Raw genomic sequence first — 24,892 nt, 5'->3', positions numbered from 1 at the left:
CATCCCACCCGCCTTGCGGGTAGGGCAGGCGCTTGCGGCCGTCAGGCCGCTGCGGCAACCTTTCGTCCCACCCCGCCATGCAGGTCGAGGCAACGCGCGAACCATTGCGCCACGAGATCGCTGTCTTCAAGCAGCTGGTAGGGCGTGGCGATGCGCGCCCATTGCAGCGCGCCGAAGACGATGTAATCCGCAAACAGCGGCGACGCGCCGCCGATGAAAGGCTGGTGGCCCAGCATCGAGCGCAGCGGCTCGAGCGAAGCCCGAAAGGCCGCCAGGCCGGCATCGCGGGCCGCGACGACATCTTCCAACTGCTTGCCGAAGCGCTGCTCCCGGCTCTGCCGGAAATACACGGCGTTCTCTTCGTCCTGCATGGCATGGAGGTCGACGAGCGCCGCGGTGGTGACGTAGGGATGGATGGTCAATTGCGACCAGCGCTCGATGAAGCGCGCCATCGCCTTGCCGCCGTCGCCGCCAAACAGCGTCGGCCGATCCGGATAGGCTTCCTCCAGATAGAGCGCGATGGCGAAGGAATCGATGACGATCTTTTCGCCGTCGCGGATCACCGGAACGGTTTTCGAAGCGCCGCCCTCGATGGTAGGCACCTCGAGAAAACGCGTCGGCGCGGTCGAGATATCGAGCCCCTTGTGGGCCAGCGCCATCGTCGCCTTCCAGCAATGTGGACTGAACGGACGGCTCTCGTCACGCCCGACGAGCTCATAAAGCAGAATGGTCATTGGCGCGGGTCTCTTTGCGGTCTAGGTATCGCTCGCGACACCCCGAACGGGGCGGCTGGAGAAAAGATGAAACAGCATTTCATGATGTTTGCGGCGTATAATCAATGGGCCAATGGCCGCATCTATGATGCCGCCGTGGACCTTGATGAAGAGGAGTTCAATCGCGACGTCGGCGCCTTCTTCGGCTCGCTGATGGGCACCCTCAACCATCTGCTCGCCGCCGATCGCATCTGGATGAAGCGCTTCACCGGCGAGGGCGACGCGCCGACGGCGCTGGATGCCATACTGCACCGGGCCTTGCCCAAGTTGAGGACGGCGCGCGAGGCGGAGGACCGGCGGATCATCGACTGGCTCTCTGGCCTGAGCGACAAGGCGCTGTCGGGCCGCTTCACCTATATGACCCTGTCGGACATGCGCACCGTCTCGCAGCGTCTCGCGCCCGCGCTGGCGCATGTCTTCAACCACCAGACCCATCATCGCGGCCAGGCGCATATGATCCTGACGGTCCTCGGCCGTCCTTCCGTGCCGCTTGATCTGGCGCATTTCCAGCGTTCCGAAGAGGGCAGGGCTTTCGCCTGATCCGGGCGAGCTGCCTGCGCCGACTACCGCCGCATCTTCTGCAGAAGCATGGCCTTCACGTCAGGCCATTCGGAATCGATGATGCTGAACCGCACGGAATTGCGTTTCCTGCCGTCCGGCATGATCCGCTCATTGCGAACGATCCCTTCCTGCTTTGCCCCGATCCGCAGAATGGCCGCTCGCGATGCGTCATTGAGCTCATCGGTGGTGAACTGCACCCGCACACACGCCATGACCTCGAAGGCATGCGCCAGGAGAAGGTACTTTGCCTCGGTATCGACCCCTGACCGCTGAACCGAGGCGCTGAGCCACGTGTGCCCAATCTCCAATTTTCTGTTCATGCGATCGATCTTCCAGAACCGCGTACTCCCGCAGATCGCTCCCGTGCCGCGCAGGACGATTGTATAAGGCATGACAGTCCCGGCTCGTCGTCCAGCCAGGGCGCTGGCTACATAGTCATCGATCGTGGCTGGCCCGGGAACCACCGTGGCCGTCAGGTTCCACAGCTCACCGTCCGAGGCTGCACGCAGAAGGCCCTGCGAATGCCCCGGCTGAAGCGGCTTGAGTTCAACAATCTTGCCGGCCAGGGCGGGTTGCATGGATTGGACGTCCATTAACCGGCGGTCCTCGATTTTCTGACCCGGCGGTCATCGGCGGACAATTGGGCGCTGATACGAATTTCAGACAGCTTCGGTAGCCAGATCGCGGATTTCACTGTCCAATTGGCGTTGCGTCAAAGCGGCTTCCGCCATGACCCATTGTTTGAACAGCAGCACCTTGCGTGCCGCAAGGCACTTGTGGGGGGAGACGAAATACCAACCGGCGGTATTCGGCTGGTGGACGGCAAAGGGAGCGACCAGCCTTTCGGCGCGGATGTCGCTGGCCATATAGGCACGGTTGGCCACGGCAAAGCCCATTCCGGCATTGGCGGCCTCATAGGACATCATGCACGAGTCGAAATAGATGCTTTTGGTCTCGCTGAGCACGAAACTGGCGCCGGCAAAGCCAAGCCAGGACTGCCAGTTCTGGGTGCAGGTGTCGGAATGCAGAAGCGTGAAGTGCCTGAGGTCGTCGGGCGTCACCTTTGACACCGGCTTGTTGCCGAGAATCTCATGGAACAGTTTGCGGCTGCACACTGGTGTCAGGTCTTCCCGAAACAGCAGATCAGATGGCAGCCCGTTGAAATGGCCGTCTCCATAGCGGATTTCGAGATCGAAATCGGAGGCGGTGAACTCATGCGTTGCATAGGAGGTCGACACCCGCATCACGATATCGGGGTGTCGCCGCTGGAATCCCGGCAGGCGTGGAAACAGCCAGCGCGCGGCGAAGGTCGGCAGCACGGATATTTTCAGCACATGTTCCTGCGATTGTCCGGTCGCTTCCATGCTGGCGGCGACGATCCGCTCCAACGCCTCGCGAACACGCGAGACATAGGTCTCGCCTTCCGGCGTCAACGACACCGCATTGCCACCGCGCTGGAAAATCTTGAAACGCAGCTGATCCTCCAGGCTCTTGACGCGCTGGCTGACCGCTGAAGCGGTGATGAACTGCTCCTCGCCAGCCCGCGTGAAATTCCCGTGGCGCGCAGCACTCTCCACGATTTTCAGCGAATTGAGGTTGACCTGACTGAGCAAACGCACGGGCTTCGACCTTAAGCTGGGCTTACACTAGCACCAGCATTCCTAATTTTACAGGGGGGGCTAATTTAATCGACTGTTAATCAAGTGTTTGCCCCCCACTTGGAGAAGTACAATGAACGCACATACCATACCCGAATTGCGCTATGCGATGAGCCGTGAGGCCATTATCGGCCATGAAACCGCCTGGAAAGTGTCGAGTTTCGGCGTTGCACAGTATCTGCATGGCTATGACCCGGCACTGCTCGCCGCAATCGAGGAGGCCGCTTTAAAGCTCAAGGACAGTCATGCCGTGCACAAGCACCTCGACCTGACCTTCATCACCGGCGCCGACCGTTTCATCCCCGAAATCAAGGAATTGCTGCACGACAAGCTGCGCCTGGAGCGGCTGTCCGACATGATGGGCACGAAGCTGGAGCCCTATCCGCTGTCGATCGTCGGCTCGACCGTCACCTTCATGAATCCCAGGGACGGCGCCGTCGAATGGCATTGCGACGGCGTCCCGGTCACCGAACTCATTCCTTTGTCGATCAGCAACCCGCTGGTCGGCGGCCATCTCGAAATCTATTGCGACGATTCCGAGACGGGCCGCGCCATCCTCGAATCCGGCCGCGAGATTCCGCGCAACCGCATCATGCGCATCGATCACAAGATGAACTACGCGACCCTCGGGCAATTCCTCGGCGTCCTGCATCGCACGGCGCCGATCCAGTACGGCGAGCGCGTCACCCTGGTGCTCAACCAGCGTTCGGTGGCCAAGCCCTATGTCGACGACAACCGCATGTTCTATCTCGCCGCCGACAATGATCACGACCGCGAGTGGGTCAACGAATTGGCCGAAGACGTCTGGACCAACCAGCTGCCGGCCTATCGCCGGTTCGAGGCGGAGCATCCGACGCCTGCCCCGTCCGCCGAAGCACAGGTTTCGGGCGGAGCCAGGGAATCATGGTAGTCAACCATGATCCCGAAAAGTGGGAGCCGGTCTTCGGACAAGATCATGGTGCAGCACAGGCATAGGGCCCCAGGCCGATTGTTTCGGCACGGATCAGGTTCGATATCCGCGCTGATTTTTGCCGCCGGCGCGGTGGCTTTGTGGTCGACCAATGCTTTGGTCGGCAGATCCCTGCTGGCGACACATCCGGTGTCGCAAGTGCAGTTCCTGCAATTTGCGGGAGCTGCACTGGTCTTCGCCTTGATCCGGTTCATGAACCGTGAAGAAGCGCCGCCAATGGCGCCAAGCGCGACACTCGCTCCTCTCGCTGTCGGATTCATCGGTCTGGTCGGCACCATGGTGCTGCAATACGTCGCCTTCGCCTCGATGCCGGTAATCGAAGCCAATCTCGTGGCCTATACCTGGCCCTTGATGGTCGCCGCGGCAGTGATCGCCTTCGACAATCCCCGGCGTCCGGTCATGCTGGGGCTTGCCGCGGCCCTTGGCTTCGTCGGCGTTGCGCTGGTGATTTCGGGAGGGCGTGAGAGCAGCTGGTTCCAGGGCAATCTCCTCGGCTATTTCGCCGCATTCGGGTCCGCGCTGTGCATGGCTTTCTATTCGGTGATGGTTGGACGGCTCGCCACTTCGCCCGATCGCCTGCTGCTGCCTTCGTCGCTGGTCGGCGTCGCCTTGACGCTTCTATGGTCCGCTGGCGAAGGCGTCGCCTGGCCCTCTGGCGTCGATCTCGCCCTGGGGCTCTATCTCGGCGCCGGCCCGATGGGGCTGGGTTATTACTTCTGGTCGCGCGCCTTGAAGCTCGAAGGCAGCGGCAAGGTCGCGGTCGTCGCCTATCTCACGCCGATTGCCTCGACATTGCTGCTGACCCTGTCCGGTGAACGGTTGACGACAACCGCCATTGCCGGTGCCGTCCTCGTCATCGGCAGTTGTATCGCGGTCGGTCTGGAGCGCACGGAGGCGCAAGACTATGTTTGACGACAATGAACGTCTCGCCAGGCAGGAAGCGCATTGGCTGATCAAGGAATTTGGCGCCGAAGCACCGCTCTACGCGGCGATGAAGGCCGAAAAGGCGATTGAGCAGAAGGATTTCGGGCGCTGTGCCCGTTGGCGGCGTATTCTTGAGATATTGGCCGATACCCGAACGGCAAAGTCTGCTGCTTCCAAGTATTAGATTTTCTAAATTGCGCAGCGTCGATTTCCCATAAAAATAGTTGACGCCAAGTCTTGATTCGTTTTGGCGCTTGGCGCCGTTGGGGGACGCGGTTAAAGAGATACATCGACGAAAGTCTTCGCTGGGGTGGATGACTTTCTCGCAAATAGGGTGAAAGAATTGTCAAATATCGAGGATAAGACCGTTATAGAGCTAACGGCCGATATTGTCTCGGCCTATGTCGGCAACAATCCACTTCCAGCTTCCGGCCTGCCTGATCTGATTGCCAGCGTCAGCGCCTCGGTCCGAAAACTGGCTGGCGCGGTCGTCGTGGAAACTCCGAGCCTGGTTCCGGCCGTAAACCCGAAAAAGTCGGTATTTCCCGACTACATCATCTGCCTGGAGGACGGAAAGAAGTTCAAGTCGCTCAAGCGACACCTCAGGACCGACTATGGTCTGAGCCCTGACGACTATCGGGCCAAATGGAGCCTGCCGCCGGACTATCCGATGGTCGCTCCGAATTACTCGGCGACCCGGTCGGCGCTGGCAAAGTCGACGGGACTTGGCCGCAAACCGGCAGCAGCGCCGGCCGCCGTGGCAAAGGGAGCCAGGCGCAAGGCGGCTGTCTAAGCGCGAAGCGCTCCGGCCAACCGGCCCGGACGCGACAGCCAATGGAACCCGGAAAGCGGCTTTGCGCTTCCGGGTTCACCGTCTGATTTGCGGCTGATCGTGGAGAACCACGTTCAGCAACGAACTGTGCACCATGAGTTTCCCATTGTACTCGATGAATCCGAGGTCGCGGAACTTGTTCATGAAGTAGCTGACTCCCGGTCGCGTTGTGCCGATCATTTCGGCAAGCGTCTCCTGGTTGACCTTGCCGAGAATGGGTTCAGGCTTTCCTTCCTTGCCGAAATTTGCCAGCAGCAGAAGTGCGCGTGCCAGGCGCTTTTCGCTGAAGTCGCAAATTCGCCTTGCGAGAATATCTTCTGGGGGCCACCAATTCGCCTCGCGCTCCCGCTTGTGTTTCAGGCCATGTGCGGCCAACTGGCCCGCAAGGTCTTGCGAAGCGTTGATGTCCGGTGCAAAAGCGCGGCCATGCTGATCATCAACGACCTTTCGCTCCGCATGGCCGGGCGCCTGCTTCTCGACCATGCCTCGCTGACCTTGCCGGCCGGCACCAAGGCCGGCCTTGTCGGCCGCAACGGCACCGGCAAGACGACGCTGTTCAAGGCCATCACCGGCGATTTTCCCTCCGAGACCGGTTCGATCAGCCTGCCGAAGAACACGCGCATCGGCCAGGTGGCGCAGGAAGCGCCGGGAACCGAGGAGCCGCTGATCGAGATCGTGCTCAAGGCCGACCTCGAACGCACGGCGCTGCTCGAAGAGGAAAAGACCGCGACCGATCCGCACCGCATCGCCGATATTCACATGCGGCTGGCCGACATCGACGCGCATTCGGCCGAGTCCCGCGCGGCCACCATCCTCGCCGGCCTCGGCTTCGATGACGCAGCGCAGCGCCGGCCGGCCTCGTCCTTCTCCGGCGGCTGGCGCATGCGCGTGGCATTGGCCGCCGTGCTGTTTTCAGAGCCTGATCTGCTGCTGCTCGACGAGCCGACCAACTATCTCGACCTCGAAGGCACGCTGTGGCTGGAAAACTACGTGTCGAAATACCCGCACACGGTTCTGCTGATTTCGCACGACCGCGACCTGCTCAACCGTGCCGTCAACTCGATCGTTCATCTCGACCAGAAGAAGCTGACCTTCTGGCGCGGCGGCTATGATCAGTTCGAGCGCCAATACACCGAGCAGAAGGAATTGCAGGAAAAGGGCCGCGTCAAACAGGAGGCCGCCCGCAAGCACATGGAATCCTTCGTCGAGCGGTTCCGCGCCAAGGCGTCCAAGGCCAGACAGGCGCAGTCACGCATCAAGGCCCTGGAAAAGATGAAGCCGATCGCGGCGATCGTGAACGATTCGGTGCGGCCGTTCTCTTTTCCCGAACCGGTGAAGACCGTGGCCTCGCCGATCGTGGCGCTGAACAACGTCAATGTCGGCTACACCGAAGGCCAGCCGATCCTGAAGAAGATGACGTTGCGCATCGACGCCGACGACCGCATCGCGCTGCTTGGCGCCAACGGCAACGGCAAGTCGACCTTCGCCAAGCTGCTGTCGGGCCGCCTCAAACAGGAGAGCGGGACCATGACGGTGGCGCCCGGGCTGAAGGTGGCGATCTTCGCCCAGCATCAGCTCGACGATCTGCGTCCGGAGGAAAACGCCTATGAGCATGTCCGCCGGCTGATGCCGGAGGCGCCGGAATCCAAGGTGCGCGGCCGCGTCGCCCAGTTCGGTCTGACGACCGAGAAAATGAATACGCCCGCCAAGGATCTGTCCGGTGGCGAGAAGGCGCGCCTTTTGATGGGCCTGTCGGCCTTCGAGGGGCCGAACCTGTTCATTCTCGACGAACCGACCAACCATCTCGACATCGACAGCCGTGAATCGCTGATCCATGCGCTCAACGAATTCCCCGGGGCCGTCATCCTGATCTCGCACGACCGCCATTTGCTTGAGGCGACCGCGGATCGGCTGTGGCTGGTCAAGGATGGCGCGGTCAACCCCTATGATGGCGACCTGGAGGACTACAAGGCGTTGGTCACCGGCGTGTCCGGCGACCGCCGCGGCAAGCGCGAGGCCGACAAGGCGTCAAAAGCCGACCGCCGTCGCGATGCGGCCGCGCGCCGTGCCGCCTTCGAACCGCTGGCCAAGGAAATCCGCGCCACCGAGGCGCTGATGGACCGCCTCCGCAAGCGCATCGACGGCATCGAGGACGAACTGGCCAATCCGGCGATCTACGAAAAGGATCCCTCGACGGCGACGCGCCTGGCCAAGGAGCGCTCGCAGCTCGCCCAGACGCTGGCCGGCCACGAGGAAAAATGGCTGACCATGTCGGCCGAGTATGAGGAAGGCACGGCGGAGTAGGGGGAGCGTTCTTTCCTTTGGGAGAGAAGGAAGGGCCTTTGGAAGACAAGGAAGGACGCTATCTGGCCCTACACGCCACGTGCGAAAATCGCTAAACATTCCCCATGAACCAGCACGCCAAGCTTCGCATCGGCCATTCGGCCTGTCCGCATGATTGCCCGTCCACCTGCGCGCTCGAGGTCGAGTTGCTCGATGGCAACCGCATCGGCCGTGTCCATGGTGCCAAGGCCAACAGCTACACATCCGGCGTCGTCTGCGCCAAGGTCGCGCGCTATGCCGACCGCGTCCACCACCCCGACCGCTTGCTGAAGCCGCTGATCCGCGCCGGCGCCAAGGGCGACGGCGTCTGGCAGGAAGCGAGCTGGGAGGCCGCGCTCGACCTCGTCGCCGAAAAGTTCGTTGCGGCCGAAGACAAATACGGCTCGGAGACGGTCTGGCCCTATTTCTATGCCGGCACGATGGGGCTGGTGCAGCGCGACGGCATCGACCGCCTGCGTCACGCCAAGAAATATTCGGGCTTCTTCGGGTCGATCTGCACCAATCTCGCCTGGACCGGCTGGATGATGGGGGCGGGCGCCTTGCGTGGGCCCGACCCGCGCGAAATGGCGAAATCCGACTGCGTGGTGATCTGGGGCACCAATGCCGTGGTCACCCAGGTCAATGTGATGACCCATGCCATCAAGGCGCGCAAGGAACGCGGCGCTAAGATCGTCGTCGTCGACGTCTATGAAAACGCGACGATGAAGCAGGCCGACATGGGCCTTGTGCTGAAGCCCGGCACCGACGGCGCGCTGGCCTGCGCGGTCATGCATGTGCTGTTCAGGGAAGGCCTGGCGGACCGCGCCTATCTCGAAAAATACACCGACGACCCGAAGGGGCTGGAGGCGCATCTTCGGACCCGGCCCCCTGAATGGGCGGCCGAGATCACGGGCCTGTCGGTCACCGAGATCGAGGCCTTTGCCCGCCTCGTTGGCACGACCAAGAAAACCTATTTCCGTCTCGGCTACGGCTTCGCCCGCCAGCGCAACGGCGCCGTCAACATGCATGCCGCCTCCTGCATCGCCGCGGTCACAGGAAGCTGGCAGTATGAGGGCGGCGGCGCCTTCCATTCGAATTCCGGCATCTTCAAGCTCAACCAGGAGGTGCTGGAAGGCACCAGGATGCGCGATCCCTCGATCCGCCATCTCGACCATTCGCGCATCGGCCCGGTGCTGACCGGCGCCGTTGACGCGCTCTATGGCGGACCGCCGGTGACTGCGATGCTGGTCCAGAACACCAACCCGGTGAATGTAGCGCCCGAGCAGCGGCTGGTGAGGCAGGGCTTTCTGCGCGACGACCTGTTCACTTGCGTGCACGAGCAGTTCATGACCGACACCGCCAAACTAGCCGATGTCGTCCTGCCGGCGACGATGTTTCTCGAGCATGACGATGTCTACAAGGGCGGCGGCAACCAGCACATCACGCTCGGTCCCAAGCTGATCGAGCCGCCGGAAGGGCCGCGCACCAACCATTTCGTCATCGAGCAACTGGCCGCGCGCCTGGGGGTCGCAGACCGCCCGGGTTTCGGCCTGACCGAACAGCAGCATATCGACATCATTCTCGGCAAGCGTGGGCTGGGCGGTTTCGACAGCTTGAAAGAGAAGAAATGGGTCGATCTGCAGCCGGATTTCGAGGCCGCGCATTTTATCAACGGGTTTGGCCATGCGGATGGTAAATTCCGCTTCCGCGCCGACTGGACCGGCCAGGCGGCTCCCAACCGGCCGCCGAAGAGCATGGGCCTGTTCGGACCGGTGGAGCGCCTGCCCGAGTTTCCCGACCATGTCGAATTGATCGAAGTGGCCGACGAGGCGCATCCGTTCCGGCTGACGACCTCGCCGGCGCGCAATTTCCTCAACTCGACCTTTGCCGAAACGCCGGTGTCGAAGGAAAAGGAAGGCAGGCCGGCGTTGCTCCTGCATCCCGACGACGCGGCGGACCTTGGGCTTGCCGACGGCGACCGTGTCGAGGTCGGCAACCGGCGTGGCGAGCTGGTGCTGCATGCCAAATTCTTCGACGGCATCAAGCGCGGCGTGGTGATCGCCGAAGGCATCTGGCCCAACAGCGCGCATGAGCGCGGCGAGGGCATCAACGTGCTGACAGGCGCCGATGCACCCGCGCCCTATGGCGGCGCTGCCTTCCACGACAACAAGGTCTGGCTGCGCAAGCCAGATTGAGCCAGGCGTCCGCGAGCCCATCACACCGGCAGGATCTCAGCCGCCTTCGTCCGGTTCAGCCGGTGCCTTATGTCGTCGGCGATCGCCTGGGCTTCGATCCCGATCTCGCGCAGCAATCCGGTGACTGCATTGTGGAAACCGATGAGGTAGAGGCCGAGATCCGAAGCTTTGGGGGTAACTCCACTGCGGTCCGGCTGGATTCCGGGTTCGAGAAATCTGGCATAGCCCGGCCGGTAACCGGTGGCGAAGATGATCGCGTCGAATTCGCCGTGTTTGCCGTCGGCGAAACGGGCGCCGCGTTCCGAAATCTCGGCGATATCGGGCGCGACCTTGATCACGCCTTCTCGGATCTTGCCGATGGTGCCGACATCGATCACCGGAATGCGCGATGCAATCGCAATCTGCTCCAGCAGTCCCTGTCCCGGCCGTTTGAGCCCGTATTTTTCCAGCCTGCCCAGCACCAGGTCGAGAATGACCGGGAAAAGAACATCGTTGAAGCGTTGCGGCCCCAGGCGCGCCGCCATGCCGACCATCTGGATGGGCACGCCGAACAGTTCCCGCGGCACGATATGAACGCCGCCGCGCACGGAAATCGTCGGCTGTGCGCCGTTTTCCGCCAGGTCGAGCGCAATCTCCGCGCCGGTGTTGCCCATGCCGACGACGAGCACCGACTGGCCGGTGAAGGGCGCGGCATTGCGATAGTCGGCGCTGTGCAATGTCTTGCCCGTGAAGGTGTCGATACCGGCAAATCCGGGCCGCAAGGGCTCGGCATTGTAACCTGACGCGATCACCACATGTTTGGCGCGCAACGGCCCCGATGGCGCGTCCACGCGCCAGCCGCGACCGTCGCGGGTGACCGCCTTCACGGTTTCTCCAAAGCGGGGCTTGAGGTTGAAGCGTTGCGCGTAGGCATCGAGATAGTCGACGAAGAGAGCGCGCGGCACATAACGCGGATAGTGTTTGGGGAAGGACACGAAGGGCAGCGACGAATAGCGCTTGATCGTATGCAGGTGGACGCGCTCGTAATGGCGCCGCCAGGCAGGCGCGGCCTGCTGCTCTTTTTCGATGATGATGAAGTCGACGCCGGCCTGCCGCAGGCATGCGGCGACGGCCAGGCCCGCCGGCCCGGCACCGATGATCGCTACTGTCGTGGTGTCGTCCAAGCGCGCCTCCCAGCTCAATTCGCGTCCTGAGAATGTCAAAAGCATGGCGGCACGGACTGGACCCAGCCCGCCGGCAAGGCTCAATCCGGCAACGGCACCGTCAGCCCGACCTTGACGCGGTCCATGGCCACGAAGGTGCGGAATTTCCGGACATTGTTGCTGCCGAAGAACAGCTTTCGCGTCAGCGCCTCATAGGCGCGCATGTCGGCCACGGTGATGACGAGGATGAAGTCGGCCTCGCCGGTCACATAGTAGCATTGCTGCACTTCGGGCGTTTGCGAGAATTGCCGCTTGGCCGCGTCGATAAGCTCGGTGCGCTCGCTCTCCAGTTCCACCTCGACGAAGATGGTGATGGGCTGACCGACCGCCGCGGGTTCGATGATCGCGACATTGCTTGCAATGACGCCCGCCTGCTCCATGCGCTTGATGCGGCGCTGCACGGCCGGTGCCGACAGGTTCACCGCTTCGCCGATCAGCCGCTGCGGTGTCGTGTTGTCCCGCTGCAGGATGGCAAGGATGGCCAGATCGAAACTGTCGAGCGAGGGCGGCGATGATGGAGGCAATAGCGGCATCCCGGTGAAACAAACTTGCATTTCGAAGGCCCAATTACAGCGCTCTTTGCGTCTGTCCTGCAATATGTTGTCGCGGACTGCCAAGGAGGCGCCAGTGTTCCTGCCCAATCGCAATGCCTTGCACGGTGAGCCGCTTGATGCGACCGATGCCGAAACCCTCGGGATCGCGGGCGCCGACACGGTCGAGCGCTTTCTCGCCCATCGTGACAATCACGCGATGACGCCGCTGCACGCGCTGCCGGCGCTGGCGGGCGAACTTGGCCTCGCTGCGCTGCATGTCAAGGATGAGGGCTTTCGTCTCGGCCTGGGCAGCTTCAAGGCGCTGGGCGGTGCCTATGCTGTCTTCCGCCTGGTGCTGGAAGAGGCGGGCAAGCGCCTTGGCCGCCCCGTCGATATCGAGGATCTCGATCGTGCCGATGTTCGCTCGGTCGCCGAGAAGATGACATTTGCCTGCGCCACCGACGGCAATCACGGCCGCTCGGTCGCGCAAGGCGCCGAGCTTGCTGGCGCCAGGGCCGTGATCTTTGTCCATGCCGGCGTCAGCGATGGGCGCATTGCTGCCATAGCCCGCTACGGCGCTGAGATGGTTCGCGTCGATGGCAATTATGACGATTCTGTCAGGCAGGCGGCGCAGGTCGCGGCCGAGAAGGGCTGGAGCGTGGTGTCGGATACGTCGTGGCCGGGTTATGAGCGGATTCCCGGGCTCGTGATGCAGGGCTATACGGCGATCGTGCGCGAAGCGCTGCGCCAACTCGGCGAACCGCCAACCCATGTCTTCGTCCAGGCCGGCGTTGGCGGCATTGCCGCGGCGGTGGCCGGCCATCTCGCCATTGTGCTCGGCGACGCCAGGCCGACCTTCACCGTCGTCGAGCCGGCGCGCGCGGCCTGCGTTGTCGCGGCTGCCCGGGCAGGGCATGTGGTCAAGGTGGCGCACGACCAGCCGACGGTCATGGCGATGCTTGAATGCTATGAGGCCTCTCAGGTCGCTTGGCGCGTGCTGGCGCGCGCCGCCGATGCCTTCATGACCGTGGACGAGGACGACGCCGTCGGGATGATGCGGCGGCTGGCCCGGCCATCCGGCAGCGATCCGGTGATCGTCGCCGGCGAGAGCGGCGGCGTCGGTCTTGCCGGACTGGTCCGGGCGATGGCCGAAAACAGGGCCGATCTCGGCCTCGACGGCAAATCCCGCGTGCTGGTGATCAACACCGAAGGCGCCACCGACCCGCATCGCTATGCCGAACTGGTTGGCTTGAGCCCGGCCGAGGTGATGGCCGGCAAGCTCATTGCCGAGGCAACACCATGATTGCGGTCGATGCACAGCGGCTGCTTGGCCGTATCCGCGAACTCGGCGCCGTTGGCCGCGACGGCGAGGGAAGGCTGATCCGGCTCGCGGCCTCCGACGCCGATAGACAGGGCCGCGACCTCTTCGTCGGCTGGCTACGGCAGGCCGGGCTCGATGTCGCTATCGACCGCATCGGCAACATTTTCGGCATCTGGCAAAGTGCCGGCAATGCAGGCGAGGCGCCGCTGCTCATCGGCTCGCACATCGATACCGTCATCGACGCCGGCATCTATGATGGCTGCTACGGCGTGCTTGCCGGGCTGGAGGTGATCGAGACGCTGAAGACGTCGGGTCTCTCGCCGGCGCGCCCGCTCGCCGTCGCGGCCTTCACCAATGAAGAGGGCGTGCGCTTCTCCCCCGACATGATGGGCTCGCTGGTCCATGCCGGCGGCGTCGATGTCGAGGCGGCGCTCGCCGCTGTCGGCACCGATGGTAGCACGCTCGGGCAGGAACTCGCCCGCATCGGCTATGCCGGCGAGCGCGAACCCGGCTTTCTCAAGCCGCACCTCTATGTCGAACTGCACATCGAACAGGGGCCGATCCTGGAGCGCGAAGGCATTCCGATCGGCGCGGTGGAGACCCTGCAAGGCATCTCCTGGCAGCGCATCACCCTCGATGGCGTCGCCAACCATGCCGGCACCACCCCGATGTCGATGCGCTGCGACGCCGGATATGCCGCGGCACGCGTGGTCACCTTCCTGCATGATCTTGCAGCGGCCTCCAACGCGCCGACCGTTGCCACCGTCGGTACGATGCGCTTCGAACCGAATGCCATCAACGTCATCCCATCGCGCGCCGTCTTCACCGTCGATCTGCGTGATCCCGACGAGCAGCGCCTGCAAGCACAGGAGGCGTCGCTGGCCGCCTTTCTCAAACAACTCGCCGCCGAGGGCATCACCGTGTCGGTCGAGCGGCTGGCCCGCTTCGAGCCGGTTGTCTTCGACGGACAGGTCGTCGAATTGATCGAGGCTGCTGCCAGGAGCCGCGGGCTTGCCTCGCGGCGAATGACCTCGGGCGCCGGCCACGACGCCCAGATGATCGCGCGCATGGCGCCGGCGGCGATGATCTTCGTGCCGAGCGCCGGAGGCATCAGCCACAGCCCGCATGAACACACCGAGGATGCCGAGCTTGTTGCCGGTGCCAACATCCTGCTTGATGTCGTCGCTGAACTCGCCGCGCTCAAGGGCTGAAGAAAATGGCTGAACTCGATCCAGAAACGCTGAAGCGACAGATGACCAATTGGCGGCGCGACCTGCACGCGCACCCCGAATTCGGTTTCGAGGAGAAACGCACCGCGGCCTTCGTCGCGGCCAAGCTGCGGGAATTCGGCCTGGACGATGTCGCCGAGGGTGTCGGCGGCACCGGCGTCGTCGGCACTTTGAAGCGCGGCACCGGCAACCGTGCCATTGCGTTGCGGGCCGACATGGATGCACTGCGCATATCGGAGCAATCGAGCGCGCCCTACCGATCCAGGAATACCGGTGTCATGCACGCCTGCGGCCATGACGGCCACACCGCCATGCTGCTTGGCGCGGCAAAGCTGCTGGCGGGCGAGGGCGGTTTCGACGGCACCGTGCGCTTCATCTTCCAGCCGGCCGAGGAGTGGGGCAGGGGCGCGCTGGCCATGATCGACGACGGCCTGATGCAGCGCTTTCCCTTCGACGAGATATTTGGCCTGCACAACATGCCTGGCCTTCCCGTCGGGCATTTCGAGACCCGTGCCGGCCCGGTCATGTCGGCAGAGGACAATTTCGAGATCGTGCTCAGGGGGTTCGGCGGCCACGCGGCGCGGCCGCATTCGGGCAACGAAACGCTGGTCGCCGCCTGTGCGCTGGTCACCAATCTGCAGACCATCGTTTCGCGCCGCCTGAGCCCGGCCGACATAGCGGTGGTTTCGGTGACCGAACTGATCACCGACGGCACCCGCAATGCGCTGCCTGGTCTTGCCCGCATCCTCGGCGATACGCGCAGTTTTCGCCCCGAGGTCAGCGCGGAGATCGAACGCCAGATGCGCACCATCGCCGAAGGCACCGCAGCCGCCTACAACATTGCCGCCGAGGTCAATTACACCAGAGAATTCGTGCCTTTGCACAATGATGCCGAACTGGTCGAGGCGGCCTTCGCCGCCGCCAAGAAAATCTTCGATCCCGGCAATGTCGCGGTTGCCCGCGAGCCGATGACGGCGTCGGAGGATTTTGCCCGCTTCCTCGATCACGTGCCGGGCTGCTTCGTCTTCCTCGGCAATGGCGAGGCCTCGGCGCCACTGCACAATTCCAGCTATGACTTCAATGATGACGGGCTGGTCTTCGGCGCCAGTTTCTATGCCGCCATCGCAAGGCAACGGCTCGGAATTTGACCGTCCGCGGACCCCTTCGGCACGCCTTTGCCGGTGGAAAACGCCTAGAAAAGGCCGAAATCCGCGATCCCACATGACGCAGAGGCAAGACTCAGCTAGCCTGCATGGTGCGGCGGACCTGATTTATCCGCTTGGCCGGCGCCTTCTCCTCCCAAGCGGCGCCGGCCTTCTTCCCGCTCCGATCGCCTTCTAAATTAGCATTCATTAAATTTAGAATATTAGCACTCGCGGGAAGTTAGCGTCTTTCTGGCATGGAAGACGCCGGTCTTTGGGCTGTCGCGGGAAGGCGGATGCGCGGGCGGAGCTGGATAAAGGCGTTGCGTCAGGACGAGGCGCGGCAGGTGCGTGCGCGCATCGCCGAACTCGAAAGAAACCTTACAGTGGCATTCCCGGCCCGAGGCCGTCAGTTGCAACAGGACGCCGGGCACGAATTGCGCAATGCCAAGTTCCGCCTCGAGCGGCTTGAAGAATGCATCGCTGCAATGCACTGAGGTTTCGACGCTTCCTCAGCGCCCGGGATCATCTCAGTTGCCCAACACTCTCCGTGTTCATGACGGGATTGCTGCCGTAGGAGCTTTGTTCGGCACCAGGAGCCTTGGTCGGTGGCAATTTGTTGTCGCAGGCTGAAACAGCCAAAACGACCAGCGCAAGGGCTAATCCTAGCTTCTTCATCACTATCGCCTCCCTCCTCTGAACGACCCGCCATCGGTTTGGTTGCGAACTTCGCGCGATGGAACAAACCGTCATGTTTCCGGTTGACCCTCATCAGAGGAGACCGCGGCATGATCCGTTTGCTTCTGGCAGGTACTTTTGCCTTTCTCGCTTACCGCCTCGCGCGCAAGATGATCGATGACGTGCCCGGCGACGTCGATCCCCTGTTGCTGCCCGCGCCGAGAAGTGACCGCGACGCTCTGCGCCGCCAATCGGCGGCCATGGGTGTCGACCCCCGGCGGTAGAGCAATTCCCAGGAAAAGTGTGAAGCGGCTTTCCCTGGAAAAGCGTTCCCTTGGGGGTTGCGCCAAAGACCAAGGGCCGTCGTGAAGCTTCTATGTTGCGAACAAAGCGGAAACGATGCTTGATGGGCGATGAACCTCGCCGCCCATGATTCGACCTTCGTGGAATCGACTGCTCAGCCCGCCTATCTCGCGCGGCTGAACGGTGCCCAGCGCCAGGCCGTCGAGCATGGCGACGGCAAGATCGCCGGGCCCTTGCTGGTCATCGCCGGCGCCGGCTCGGGCAAGACCAACACGCTGGCGCATCGCGTCGCCCATCTCATCGTCAGGGGTGCCGACCCGCGCCGTATCTTGCTGATGACCTTTTCGCGGCGCGCCGCATCCGAAATGGCGAAACGTGTCGAACGTATCGCCGGCGAGGTGCTTGGCCGCGACGCCGCGGTGACCACGGACGCACTGACCTGGGCCGGTACCTTTCACGGCATCGCTGCCCGGTTGCTGCGCGACTATGCGCTGGAGATCGGCCTCGACCCGGCCTTCACTATCCATGATCGCGAGGATTCCGCCGACCTGATGAATCTGGTGCGCCACGAACTCGGCTTCTCGAAAACGGAAGCGCGCTTTCCGACCAAGGGCACCTGCCTTGCCATCTATTCGCGCGCCGTCAACGCGCAGGCTCCGCTCGGCGAAGTGCTGGGGGCCGCCTTCCCCTGGTGCGCCGGCTGGGCCGAGCAGCTCAAGCAACTGTTCGCCGGCTATGTCGAGGCCAAGCAGGCGCAGAACGTTCTCGACTATGACGATCTGCTGCTCTACTGGGCGCAGATGGCGGCCGAGCCGGAAATAGCGGCGCATCTGGGCGGGCGTTTCGACCATGTTCTGGTCGACGAATACCAAGACACAAACCGCCTGCAGGCTTCGATCCTGATGGCACTGAAACCCGACGGCGCCGGACTGACGGTGGTCGGCGACGATGCGCAGTCGATCTATTCATTCCGCGCCGCCGAGGTGCGCAACATCCTCGATTTTCCAAAACAGTTCGCGCAGGCCGCCGATGTGGTGATGCTGGAGCGCAATTACCGCTCGACGGAAACCATTCTGGCCGCCGCCAATGCGGTGATCGGCGAGGCCTCCGAGCGCTTCACCAAGAACCTTTGGTCGGAGCGAAAATCCACCGACAAGCCAAGGCTGGTGAGCGTCCGCGACGAGGTCGAGCAGGCCAACTTCGTCTGCGATGCCATCCTCGCCGAGCGCGAGGCCGGTACGGCACTGAAATCGCAGGCGGTGCTGTTTCGCGCCTCGCACCACAGCGGGCCACTGGAGATCGAGCTGACGCGGCGCAACATTCCCTTCGTCAAGTTCGGCGGCCTGAAATTCCTTGATGCCGCCCATGTCAAGGATGTGCTGGCGGTGCTGCGCTTTGCCGAAAACCCGCGTGACCGCGTCGCCGGCTTTCGCGTTCTGCAACTGATGCCGGGCATTGGCCCTTCGGCTGCCGCGCATATCGTCGAGACGATGACGACAGCGCTGGATGAAGCGATGGGCTTGGCCGGATGGCGGCCGCCGCAGCGCGCGGCGGGCGACTGGCCCGGTTTCGTCTCGCTCTATTCCGGCCTGCGGGCCGGCGCCAAATGGCCAGCCGATCTCGAACAGGTCAGGCTCTGGTACGAGCCACATCTGGAACGCATCCATGAGGATGCCATCACACGCCGCGCCGACCTGTTGCAGCTCGAGCAGATTGGCTCGGGCTACGCCTCGCGCGAGCGCTTCCTGACCGAACTCACGCTCGATCCGCCGGATGCGACCAGCGACCAGGCTGGCCCCCCGCATCGCGACGAGGACTATCTGATCCTTTCGACCATCCACTCGGCCAAGGGCCAGGAGTGGAAGAACGTCTTCGTGCTCAACACCGTCGATGGCTGCATCCCGGCCGATCTCGGCGTCGGCACCAAGGAGGATATCGAGGAGGAGCGCCGGCTGCTCTATGTGGCGATGACGCGGGCCAAGGACAGCCTCAACCTCGTCATGCCGCAGCGCTTCTTTCCCCATGGCCAGGCCGCGCGCGGCGATCGCCATCTCTATGCCTCGCGCACGCGTTTTATCCCGGCCTCGATTCTCGCCGCGTTCCAGCAGATGTCGTGGCCGGGCGCACAGGCGGCACAGGGCAGGGCGCCCCGGCCGGACGTGCGCGTCGATATCGGCGCGCGCATGCGTGGCATGTGGAAATAGCTGGTGCAGCCGCCGATCAGGATCGCCATCGCCGGGGCGCTGGGCCGCATGGGGCGGCAGATGGCGGAGGCCGTTCTGGCTGATCAGCGGCTGGCGCTTGCCGCCCGCTTCCATCGCCCGGGCAGTTTCGGCGACGGGCTGGTGAGCCGCGACGAGGCGCTTGCCATGGCCGATGTGGTGATCGATTTCACCACGCCGGCGGCCTCCGCCGGTCTGGCGAGGGTTTGCGCAAACCGGGGCGGCCCCGCTTTGGTGATCGGCTCGACCGGTTTCGATGCCGCCGAACTGGCTGATATAGCCGATGCCGCGAAAACGGTTCCCATCGTCCGCTCCGGCAGTTTTTCGCTTGGACTGAACATGCTGGTCGGGTTGGTCGAGCGGGCGGCGAGAGCGCTCGCCCCCGAAGATTGGGACGCCGAGATCTTCGAGGCGCATCATCGCCACAAGATCGATGCGCCGTCGGGCACCGCGCTGATGCTGGGACAGGCCGTCGCCGGTGGACGCGGCGTCGAACTGGACGCGGTCGCAAGGCGCGTCCGCGACGGCGTCACCGGCGCGCGGCCGGCCGGCGAGATCGGTTTTGCGGTGGTTCGCGGCGGCGGCATCGTTGGCGAACACAGCGTCAGCTTCTGTGCCGAAGGCGAGCTCGTTACCGTGTCGCACGCTGCCGGCGACCGCATCATGTTCGCCCGTGGCGCCATCGCCGCGGCACTTTGGGTGCCGGGACGCAAGCCCGGCGAATACGATATGCGCGACGTGCTGGGATTTGACCGCTGAACTTGGCACGGCGTGCATTTTCACGCCGCCGCGACTGCCCTCCGGCCGCGGCTTGCCGATCCGTAAGCCTGCCGTCATTTTCGGCTTTACCCTGAAAGCTGGATGAAAGGTTGATGCCATAATTCTTGTCCGGCGCCCCCATATTGTCGCGCAAAAGCGATGGGAGAGAGAGGGGCGCGGGAAACGAACAAAGGGAAGAGGCCATGTCGCTCGCGCGAATTCTGCTCGATTCAGCCGCCACAACCGCACTCGTCGCCACCATGGCCTTGTCAGCGCCGTCCGTACACGCCGCCGACAAAGTTTCCATCATGGTCGGCGGCTACGAGAAGCAGATTTACCTGCCAGCCAAACTGACCGAAGCACTCGGTTACTTCAAGGATGAGGGTCTCGACGTCGAGTTGCTGAATGAGCCGGCCGGGGTCGACGCCGAAAACGAGATGCTTGCCGGTGCCGTGCAAGGAGTTGTCGGCTTTTATGATCACTGCATCGATCTGCAGGCCAAGGGCAAATTTGTCGAATCCATCGTCCAGTTCAGCCAGGCGCCGGGCGAGGTCGAGCTCGTTTCGACCAAGCATCCCGAGATCAAGTCGCCCGCCGACTTCAAGGGCAAGAGCCTGGGCGTGACCGGTCTAGGCTCATCGACGAATTTTCTTACGGAATATCTTGCCGTCAAGAGCGGTTTGAAGCTCGGCGAATTCACCTCGGTTCCGGTGGGCGCCGGCAACACCTTCATTGCCGCCATGCAGCAGGACAAGATCCAGGCGGGCATGACGACCGAGCCGACGATCACGCGGCTGCTGAAGACCGGCGAAGCGTCCGTTCTCATCGACATGCGCACGATAGAAGGTACCAAGGCTGCTCTCGGCGGCACCTACCCGGCCGCCTCCCTCTATATGCAGACAGATTGGGTCGAAGCGCACAAGGACATCGTGCAGAAGCTGGCCAACGCTTTCGTCAAGACGCAGAAGTTCATCAATTCGCATAGCGGCGCCGAGATCGCCGACAAGATGCCGAAGGACTATTATGTCGGCGACAAGGAAGGCTATGTGAAGGCCCTCGATGCCGGCAAGGCGATGTTCACCCCCGACGGGATCATGCCCGAGGGTGGACCTGAGACAGTGCTGACGGTTCTTTCAGCCTTCAAGAAGGAACTGCAGGGCAAGCAGATCGACCTTGCCAAGACCTACACCTCGGAATTCGTCAAGAACGCCAAGTAGCAGACAGTACCGGCGCGATGAACGACATCGCGCCGGTACCCTCGGTTTTTCACCTCCGGCGACCTTGGGGCCGACGGCGGGCGTCTGCTCGTATCCAGGAGTTCCACCATGGCTATTGAAAAAAATGCACCGGCTATCGAGCTGATCAACGTCAGTCGGCGTTTCCTTTCACCCACCGGCAAATCGCTGACGGCACTGCGTGACTTCACCATGACCGTACAGCGCGGCGAATTCGTCGCCGTTGTCGGCCCGACCGGCTGCGGAAAATCCACCACGCTCAATCTCGTCACAGGGCTGGCAAGCCCAAGTGCCGGCGAGGTTCGTGTCATGGGCGCACCGGTCAAGGGAATAGACTCGCGCATCGGCTTTGTTTTCCAAAGCGATGCCCTGTTTCCGTGGCGAACCGTGATCGACAACGTGATGGCTGGTCCGCTCTTTCGCGGCAAGGCCAAGTCCGAAGCCACGGCCGCGGCGCGCGACTGGCTGGCGCGCGTCGGGCTGTCGCGTTTTGAGCAGCATTATCCGCACCAGCTTTCAGGCGGTATGCGCAAGCGTGTGGCGTTGGCGCAGACTTTCATAAACGGTCCGGAGATCCTGCTCATGGACGAGCCGTTTTCAGCGCTTGACGTGCAGACTCGCGTGCTGATGCATGAGGAACTGCTGCGCCTTTGGTCCGAAGCAAGGGCTTCCGTGGTCTTCGTGACCCATGACCTGGAAGAGGCGATTGCCTTGGCCGACAAGGTCTATGTCCTGACCGCCGGGCCGGCCACCGTGAAGTCGGTCTACACGATCGACCTGCCGCGCCCGCGCGTCGTCGCCGACATCCGTTACGAACAAAGCTTCATCGATTACTCGCGCACCATCTGGGCCGACCTCAAGGAAGAGGTCGAGACCAGCTATGCACGCGCGGCAGCCTGAGGAGGAAAGCCATGACCGATGCCGCAATCGACATCAGAGCAGGCGCTTTCAAGCCTGGCACTTCCGACGCGGAAATCGAAGCGGCCGCGGCAAAAGCATCGCAGCGCCGCCGCCGCACCGTCATATTCTGGCGGGTCGCCATCCTGGTCGCCTTTCTCGGCCTGTGGGAGATTGCCGCGCGCCTGGCGTGGATCGATCCGTTCTTCTACGCGATGCCGAGCGCGATCGCGCAGCGGCTCTATGAATGGACGACGGAAGGAACGTCCGAGGGGCCGCTGTGGTATCATCTCTATGTTACCATGGAGGAGTCGGTCATTGGCTTCGTGACCGGTTCGGTAGCTGGCATCATCATCGGCGTCGCGCTCGGTCGCAACCGGATGGCCGCAGACATTTTCTCCATCTACATCAAGGTGATCAATTCCATCCCCCGCGTGGTTCTGGCACCGATCTTCATCATGATCCTCGGCCTCGGCCTCGCTTCGAAAGTGGCGCTTGCCTTCGTCATGGTTTTCTTTGTTGTCTTCCACAACGCATTCCAGGGCGTGCGGGAGGCCGACAGGGCGATGATTGCCAATGCCCGTATCCTCGGGGCTTCCAACTGGCAGTTGACGCGCTCGGTGATCGTCCCTTCGGCGATGAGCTGGATCTTCGCCAGCCTGCATGTCAGCTTCGGCTTTGCCATTATCGGTGCGATCGTCGGCGAATTCGTCGGCTCGCGCTATGGCATCGGCCTGCTGATCAATATCGCCAAGGGATCCTTCGACGCCGCCGGCATGTATGCCGCCATCGTCATCGTCATGGTGGTGGCGCTCGGCGCCGAGTATCTGATGACCATGGTCGAGGATCGCCTGGCGAAATGGCGCCCCCAGCCGCTGCATGAGACGCAGTGAGCGGCGACATGGGCTAGCTGCTTGCCAGCGGCAACCTCACGTCAACCACCAGCCCGCCGGCCGCGCCATCCCGCAGGGTGACGCGGCCGCCGGCGTTTTCGACGACCTCGCGCACGATGGCGAGCCCCAGCCCGCTGCCTTCCTCGGTCGAGCCGGCGATGCGGTAGAAGCGCTCGAACACATGATCCCGCTCTTCCACTGGAATGCCAGGCCCGTCGTCGGTGACCGTCAGCACGGCTTCGCCATCGACAGCCGCCAGCCTCACTGTGACGCTGCCACCTGACGAGGAGTAGCGCAGCGCATTGTCGACGAGGTTGACGATCATTTCGCGCAGCATGGTGCCGTCGCCGATGACCGGCGCGGGGCCGGCCTCCTCGAGGCCGAGATCGACGTTGCGGCTGACGGCGATCGGCGCATGGGTTTCCAGAACCTGGCGAGCCGCTTCGGTCAGGTCGACACGGTCGGCGCGCGGCCGTCGGCTGCCCGGCTCGGCTCTCGACAAGGTCAACAGTTGTTCGGCAAGCCGTGCCAGACGGCCGGAGCTTGCCTGCAGGGCCACCAGCGCCTCGTGGCGGGCATCGGGGACGGTTTCTCGCAGCGCGTAGCTCGCCTGCGTCGACAGCAGCGCCAGCGGCGTGCGCAACTGATGCGCTGCATTGGCGACGAAGCGGCGTTGCGATGCCATCTGGGCCCGCACGCGTGCCATATAGGCGTTGAGCGCTTCGATCAGCGGGCGGATTTCGCTTTGGGCGCCCGGCACTTCGACCGGGTCGAGGTCGCTGCGGTTCGGCGAACGCACCGCGTCGCGCAGCCTGATGAGCGGTGCCAGGCCCCGATGCAGGCCAAGGAGCACGAAGAGGCCGGCGATCGCCACCAGCGCCAACTGCTGGGCAAAGGCACCAAACCAGAGTCGCCGCACCATCGCGTCATGCCCCGCAAGGGTGACGCCGACGGTAACCGATATCGGCGAATCCTCGCCGGCGCCGACCACACCCTGGCTGAAGGTAAGCAGCCGCAGCCGGTGGTCGCGATAGGTTGCCTCGGTGCTGGACGGCGTCAATGCCTCCGGCAGATTGGGGTAGCCGGTCAGCAGCCGGCCTCTGGCAGTCTTGACATGGTAGTAGACGCTGTCGCGGTCGCCCGTATCGAACATCTCGATCGCCGCCGGCGGTATCGTGGCATCGAGCACGCCATCGGTCATGGCGACCTGCTCGGCGATGGTCCGCGCCGAGCCGAGCAGCATTCGGTCGGTGACCAGGTTGGCTGTGGCCAGCGCGCTGCCATGGCTGGTCCACAGATTGATGGTGGCGAGTCCGGCCAGTGGCAGCACCACCCATGCCAACAACTGCAGGCGGAGGCTATTGATCTTCATGCCGCAGAAGATAGCCGAGGCCACGCAAGGTGGCGATCTGGACCCGCGACCCTTCGAGCTTCTTGCGCACGCGATGCACATAGATCTCGATGGCGCTGGGGTCGGCATCGGTCTCGAAATCATAGATCGCCGCCGAAAGTGCTGCCTTGCTCACCGTGCGCCCGGCCTTCACCATCAATTGCTCCAGCACCGCATGTTCGCGAGGTGTGAGCGCCAGTGGTTCACCGGCCAGCGAAAACAGCCTTGTGTTGGTGTCGAAGACGAGATCGCCGCAGGCGACGACAGGCGCGGTGCGGTCGTTGGCGCGGCGCAGCTGCGCCCGAATACGGGCCTCGAGCTCCTCGATCTGGAATGGCTTGGCCAGATAGTCGTCGGCGCCTTCGTTGAGGCCCTTGACCCTGCCGTCGAGGCTGGCATTGGCGGTCAGCACGATTACCGGCACCCGGTTGCCGCGCGCCCGCAGCATGCGCAGCACCTCAAGGCCGCCCATGCGCGGCAGCGCCAGGTCTAGGATGACGAGCGCATGGTCGCCGGCCGCCAGCGCGTGCTCGACATCCTCGCCCTCATGGACGATATCGACCACATAATTCGCCTGGCGCAGGGTCTTGCCCAGCCAGTCGGCCAGTTCGCGGTTGTCCTCAACAAGCAGCAGTCGCATATCTATGACAGTCCGGATCCATTTGCGGCCTTCCAGCGGATCGCCTTGGCTGATGGGCCGCGCCGTTGATCTCTCCTGAATGAGCGACAGTATCGATCTCAACGCAAGACAAATGCGGTCTTGGCGAGGGTGACGGCGGGCCCTTGCAGGTTTCGATCAGCCTATTTTTGCCCTCAAATCGAACCGAACGGTTCGGTTCTGATTGACAGATTG

Annotated in this window: 25 protein-coding genes and 1 pseudogene; 17 read left to right on the top strand and 9 right to left on the bottom strand. The window is 63.2% G+C overall.

Annotated elements, in window-relative coordinates; genetic code table 11:
- Positions 1 to 41: 41 nt before the first annotated feature.
- On the bottom strand, positions 42 to 734 hold the full coding sequence (locus FJ546_RS08320) for a glutathione S-transferase family protein (protein ID WP_140888875.1): 693 nt from the start codon (positions 732 to 734) through the stop codon (positions 42 to 44).
- 66 nt (positions 735 to 800) lie between these two features.
- On the opposite strand from FJ546_RS08320, the gene FJ546_RS08315 reads away from it, so the two are divergent.
- Positions 801 to 1,313 (top strand): DinB family protein, encoded by a 513-nt coding sequence (locus tag FJ546_RS08315; protein ID WP_140888874.1) that lies wholly within the window; start codon positions 801 to 803, stop codon positions 1,311 to 1,313.
- Between the two features lie 23 nt (positions 1,314 to 1,336).
- Here the strand turns inward: FJ546_RS08315 and FJ546_RS08310 are convergent, their stop codons facing one another.
- Together FJ546_RS08310 and FJ546_RS08305 are read right to left on the bottom strand one after the other, a co-directional pair.
- Positions 1,337 to 1,912, bottom strand: coding sequence for a GNAT family protein (locus FJ546_RS08310; RefSeq protein WP_181167858.1), 576 nt, complete (start codon positions 1,910 to 1,912; stop codon positions 1,337 to 1,339).
- 81 nt (positions 1,913 to 1,993) lie between these two features.
- On the bottom strand, positions 1,994 to 2,953 hold the full coding sequence (locus tag FJ546_RS08305; protein WP_140888872.1) for a LysR substrate-binding domain-containing protein: 960 nt from the start codon (positions 2,951 to 2,953) through the stop codon (positions 1,994 to 1,996).
- A gap of 112 nt (positions 2,954 to 3,065) precedes the next feature.
- Between FJ546_RS08305 and FJ546_RS31140 the strand changes: the two genes are divergently transcribed.
- The 4 genes from FJ546_RS31140 to FJ546_RS08280 all read left to right on the top strand — a co-directional run bounded on the left by FJ546_RS31140 (position 3,066) and on the right by FJ546_RS08280 (position 5,679).
- Complete coding sequence (locus tag FJ546_RS31140) at positions 3,066 to 3,902, top strand: hypothetical protein (protein WP_181167857.1); 837 nt, start codon at positions 3,066 to 3,068, stop codon at positions 3,900 to 3,902.
- A 45-nt stretch (positions 3,903 to 3,947) separates the two neighbouring features.
- Positions 3,948 to 4,874 (top strand): DMT family transporter, encoded by a 927-nt coding sequence (locus FJ546_RS08290; RefSeq protein ID WP_140888871.1) that lies wholly within the window; start codon positions 3,948 to 3,950, stop codon positions 4,872 to 4,874.
- The gene (locus FJ546_RS08285) at positions 4,867 to 5,070 is read left to right on the top strand and encodes a hypothetical protein (RefSeq protein ID WP_140888870.1); all 204 of its coding nucleotides are present in this window, start codon (positions 4,867 to 4,869) and stop codon (positions 5,068 to 5,070) included. Before FJ546_RS08290 ends, FJ546_RS08285 begins: the two co-directional genes overlap by 8 nt.
- A 159-nt stretch (positions 5,071 to 5,229) precedes the next feature.
- Entirely contained in the window at positions 5,230 to 5,679 is a 450-nt protein-coding gene (locus FJ546_RS08280) for a MucR family transcriptional regulator (RefSeq protein WP_140888869.1), read from the top strand.
- Positions 5,680 to 5,754: 75 nt separating this feature from the next.
- Here FJ546_RS08280 and FJ546_RS08275 read toward each other — a convergent pair.
- Positions 5,755 to 6,018, bottom strand: a pseudogene (locus FJ546_RS08275) (helix-turn-helix domain-containing protein); the annotation flags it as partial.
- Positions 6,019 to 6,144: 126 nt separating this feature from the next.
- Between FJ546_RS08275 and FJ546_RS08270 the strand changes: the two are divergent.
- The gene (locus tag FJ546_RS08270; protein ID WP_140888868.1) at positions 6,145 to 8,022 is read left to right on the top strand and encodes an ABC-F family ATP-binding cassette domain-containing protein; all 1,878 of its coding nucleotides are present in this window, start codon (positions 6,145 to 6,147) and stop codon (positions 8,020 to 8,022) included.
- Between the two features lie 104 nt (positions 8,023 to 8,126).
- Positions 8,127 to 10,235 (top strand): molybdopterin oxidoreductase family protein, encoded by a 2,109-nt coding sequence (locus FJ546_RS08265; protein WP_140888867.1) that lies wholly within the window; start codon positions 8,127 to 8,129, stop codon positions 10,233 to 10,235.
- 20 nt (positions 10,236 to 10,255) lie between these two features.
- Here FJ546_RS08265 and FJ546_RS08260 read toward each other — a convergent pair whose 3' ends face one another.
- Positions 10,256 to 11,443: an NAD(P)/FAD-dependent oxidoreductase gene (locus tag FJ546_RS08260; RefSeq protein WP_181167856.1), complete on the bottom strand. Its 1,188-nt coding sequence runs from the start codon at positions 11,441 to 11,443 to the stop codon at positions 10,256 to 10,258.
- A gap of 35 nt (positions 11,444 to 11,478) precedes the next feature.
- Entirely contained in the window at positions 11,479 to 11,961 is a 483-nt protein-coding gene (locus FJ546_RS08255) for an Lrp/AsnC family transcriptional regulator (RefSeq protein WP_181167855.1), read from the bottom strand.
- 103 nt (positions 11,962 to 12,064) lie between these two features.
- On the opposite strand from FJ546_RS08255, the gene FJ546_RS08250 reads away from it, so the two are divergent.
- The 4 genes from FJ546_RS08250 to FJ546_RS08235 all read left to right on the top strand — a co-directional run bounded on the left by FJ546_RS08250 (position 12,065) and on the right by FJ546_RS08235 (position 16,159).
- Positions 12,065 to 13,273 (top strand): diaminopropionate ammonia-lyase, encoded by a 1,209-nt coding sequence (locus FJ546_RS08250; RefSeq protein ID WP_140888864.1) that lies wholly within the window; start codon positions 12,065 to 12,067, stop codon positions 13,271 to 13,273.
- A complete protein-coding gene (locus tag FJ546_RS08245) occupies positions 13,270 to 14,502 on the top strand; it encodes a Zn-dependent hydrolase (protein WP_140888863.1) in 1,233 nt (410 codons plus the stop codon). The genes FJ546_RS08250 and FJ546_RS08245 overlap by 4 nt, the downstream gene beginning before the upstream one ends.
- A 5-nt stretch (positions 14,503 to 14,507) precedes the next feature.
- Positions 14,508 to 15,668, top strand: a complete 1,161-nt coding sequence (locus tag FJ546_RS08240; RefSeq protein ID WP_140888862.1) for a M20 aminoacylase family protein — start codon at positions 14,508 to 14,510, stop codon at positions 15,666 to 15,668.
- 317 nt (positions 15,669 to 15,985) lie between these two features.
- Positions 15,986 to 16,159: a hypothetical protein gene (locus FJ546_RS08235; RefSeq protein ID WP_246686780.1), complete on the top strand. Its 174-nt coding sequence runs from the start codon at positions 15,986 to 15,988 to the stop codon at positions 16,157 to 16,159.
- Between the two features lie 28 nt (positions 16,160 to 16,187).
- Here FJ546_RS08235 and FJ546_RS31135 read toward each other — a convergent pair whose 3' ends face one another.
- Positions 16,188 to 16,343, bottom strand: coding sequence for a hypothetical protein (locus FJ546_RS31135; RefSeq protein WP_181167872.1), 156 nt, complete (start codon positions 16,341 to 16,343; stop codon positions 16,188 to 16,190).
- 107 nt (positions 16,344 to 16,450) lie between these two features.
- Here FJ546_RS31135 and FJ546_RS31130 point away from each other — a divergent pair, with 107 nt between their 5' ends.
- From FJ546_RS31130 to FJ546_RS08210, 6 genes are all read left to right on the top strand, one after another.
- Positions 16,451 to 16,624, top strand: a complete 174-nt coding sequence (locus FJ546_RS31130) for a hypothetical protein (protein WP_181167854.1) — start codon at positions 16,451 to 16,453, stop codon at positions 16,622 to 16,624.
- Between the two features lie 129 nt (positions 16,625 to 16,753).
- Positions 16,754 to 18,847: an ATP-dependent helicase gene (locus tag FJ546_RS08230; RefSeq protein ID WP_140888861.1), complete on the top strand. Its 2,094-nt coding sequence runs from the start codon at positions 16,754 to 16,756 to the stop codon at positions 18,845 to 18,847.
- The gene (gene dapB / locus FJ546_RS08225) at positions 18,848 to 19,624 is read left to right on the top strand and encodes a 4-hydroxy-tetrahydrodipicolinate reductase (RefSeq protein ID WP_140888860.1); all 777 of its coding nucleotides are present in this window, start codon (positions 18,848 to 18,850) and stop codon (positions 19,622 to 19,624) included. It abuts the gene before it with no gap.
- Positions 19,625 to 19,827: 203 nt separating this feature from the next.
- Positions 19,828 to 20,841, top strand: coding sequence for an ABC transporter substrate-binding protein (locus tag FJ546_RS08220; RefSeq protein ID WP_140888859.1), 1,014 nt, complete (start codon positions 19,828 to 19,830; stop codon positions 20,839 to 20,841).
- Between the two features lie 108 nt (positions 20,842 to 20,949).
- On the top strand, positions 20,950 to 21,759 hold the full coding sequence (locus FJ546_RS08215) for an ABC transporter ATP-binding protein (RefSeq protein WP_140888858.1): 810 nt from the start codon (positions 20,950 to 20,952) through the stop codon (positions 21,757 to 21,759).
- A gap of 11 nt (positions 21,760 to 21,770) precedes the next feature.
- Entirely contained in the window at positions 21,771 to 22,649 is an 879-nt protein-coding gene (locus tag FJ546_RS08210; RefSeq protein ID WP_019857360.1) for an ABC transporter permease, read from the top strand.
- A gap of 13 nt (positions 22,650 to 22,662) precedes the next feature.
- Here the strand turns inward: FJ546_RS08210 and FJ546_RS08205 are convergent, their stop codons facing one another.
- On the bottom strand, positions 22,663 to 24,021 hold the full coding sequence (locus FJ546_RS08205; protein WP_140888857.1) for a sensor histidine kinase: 1,359 nt from the start codon (positions 24,019 to 24,021) through the stop codon (positions 22,663 to 22,665).
- Complete coding sequence (locus tag FJ546_RS08200; protein ID WP_095770629.1) at positions 24,008 to 24,679, bottom strand: response regulator; 672 nt, start codon at positions 24,677 to 24,679, stop codon at positions 24,008 to 24,010. The genes FJ546_RS08205 and FJ546_RS08200 overlap by 14 nt, the downstream gene beginning before the upstream one ends.
- Positions 24,680 to 24,892 lie beyond the last annotated feature (213 nt).

It is taken from the genome of Mesorhizobium sp. B2-4-19 (assembly GCF_006441315.1).
In the GTDB taxonomy this organism is placed as follows: Bacteria; Pseudomonadota; Alphaproteobacteria; order Rhizobiales; family Rhizobiaceae; genus Mesorhizobium.
Note: the sequence above shows the minus strand (reverse complement) of the source record. Positions and strands in the feature narration are given on the sequence as shown.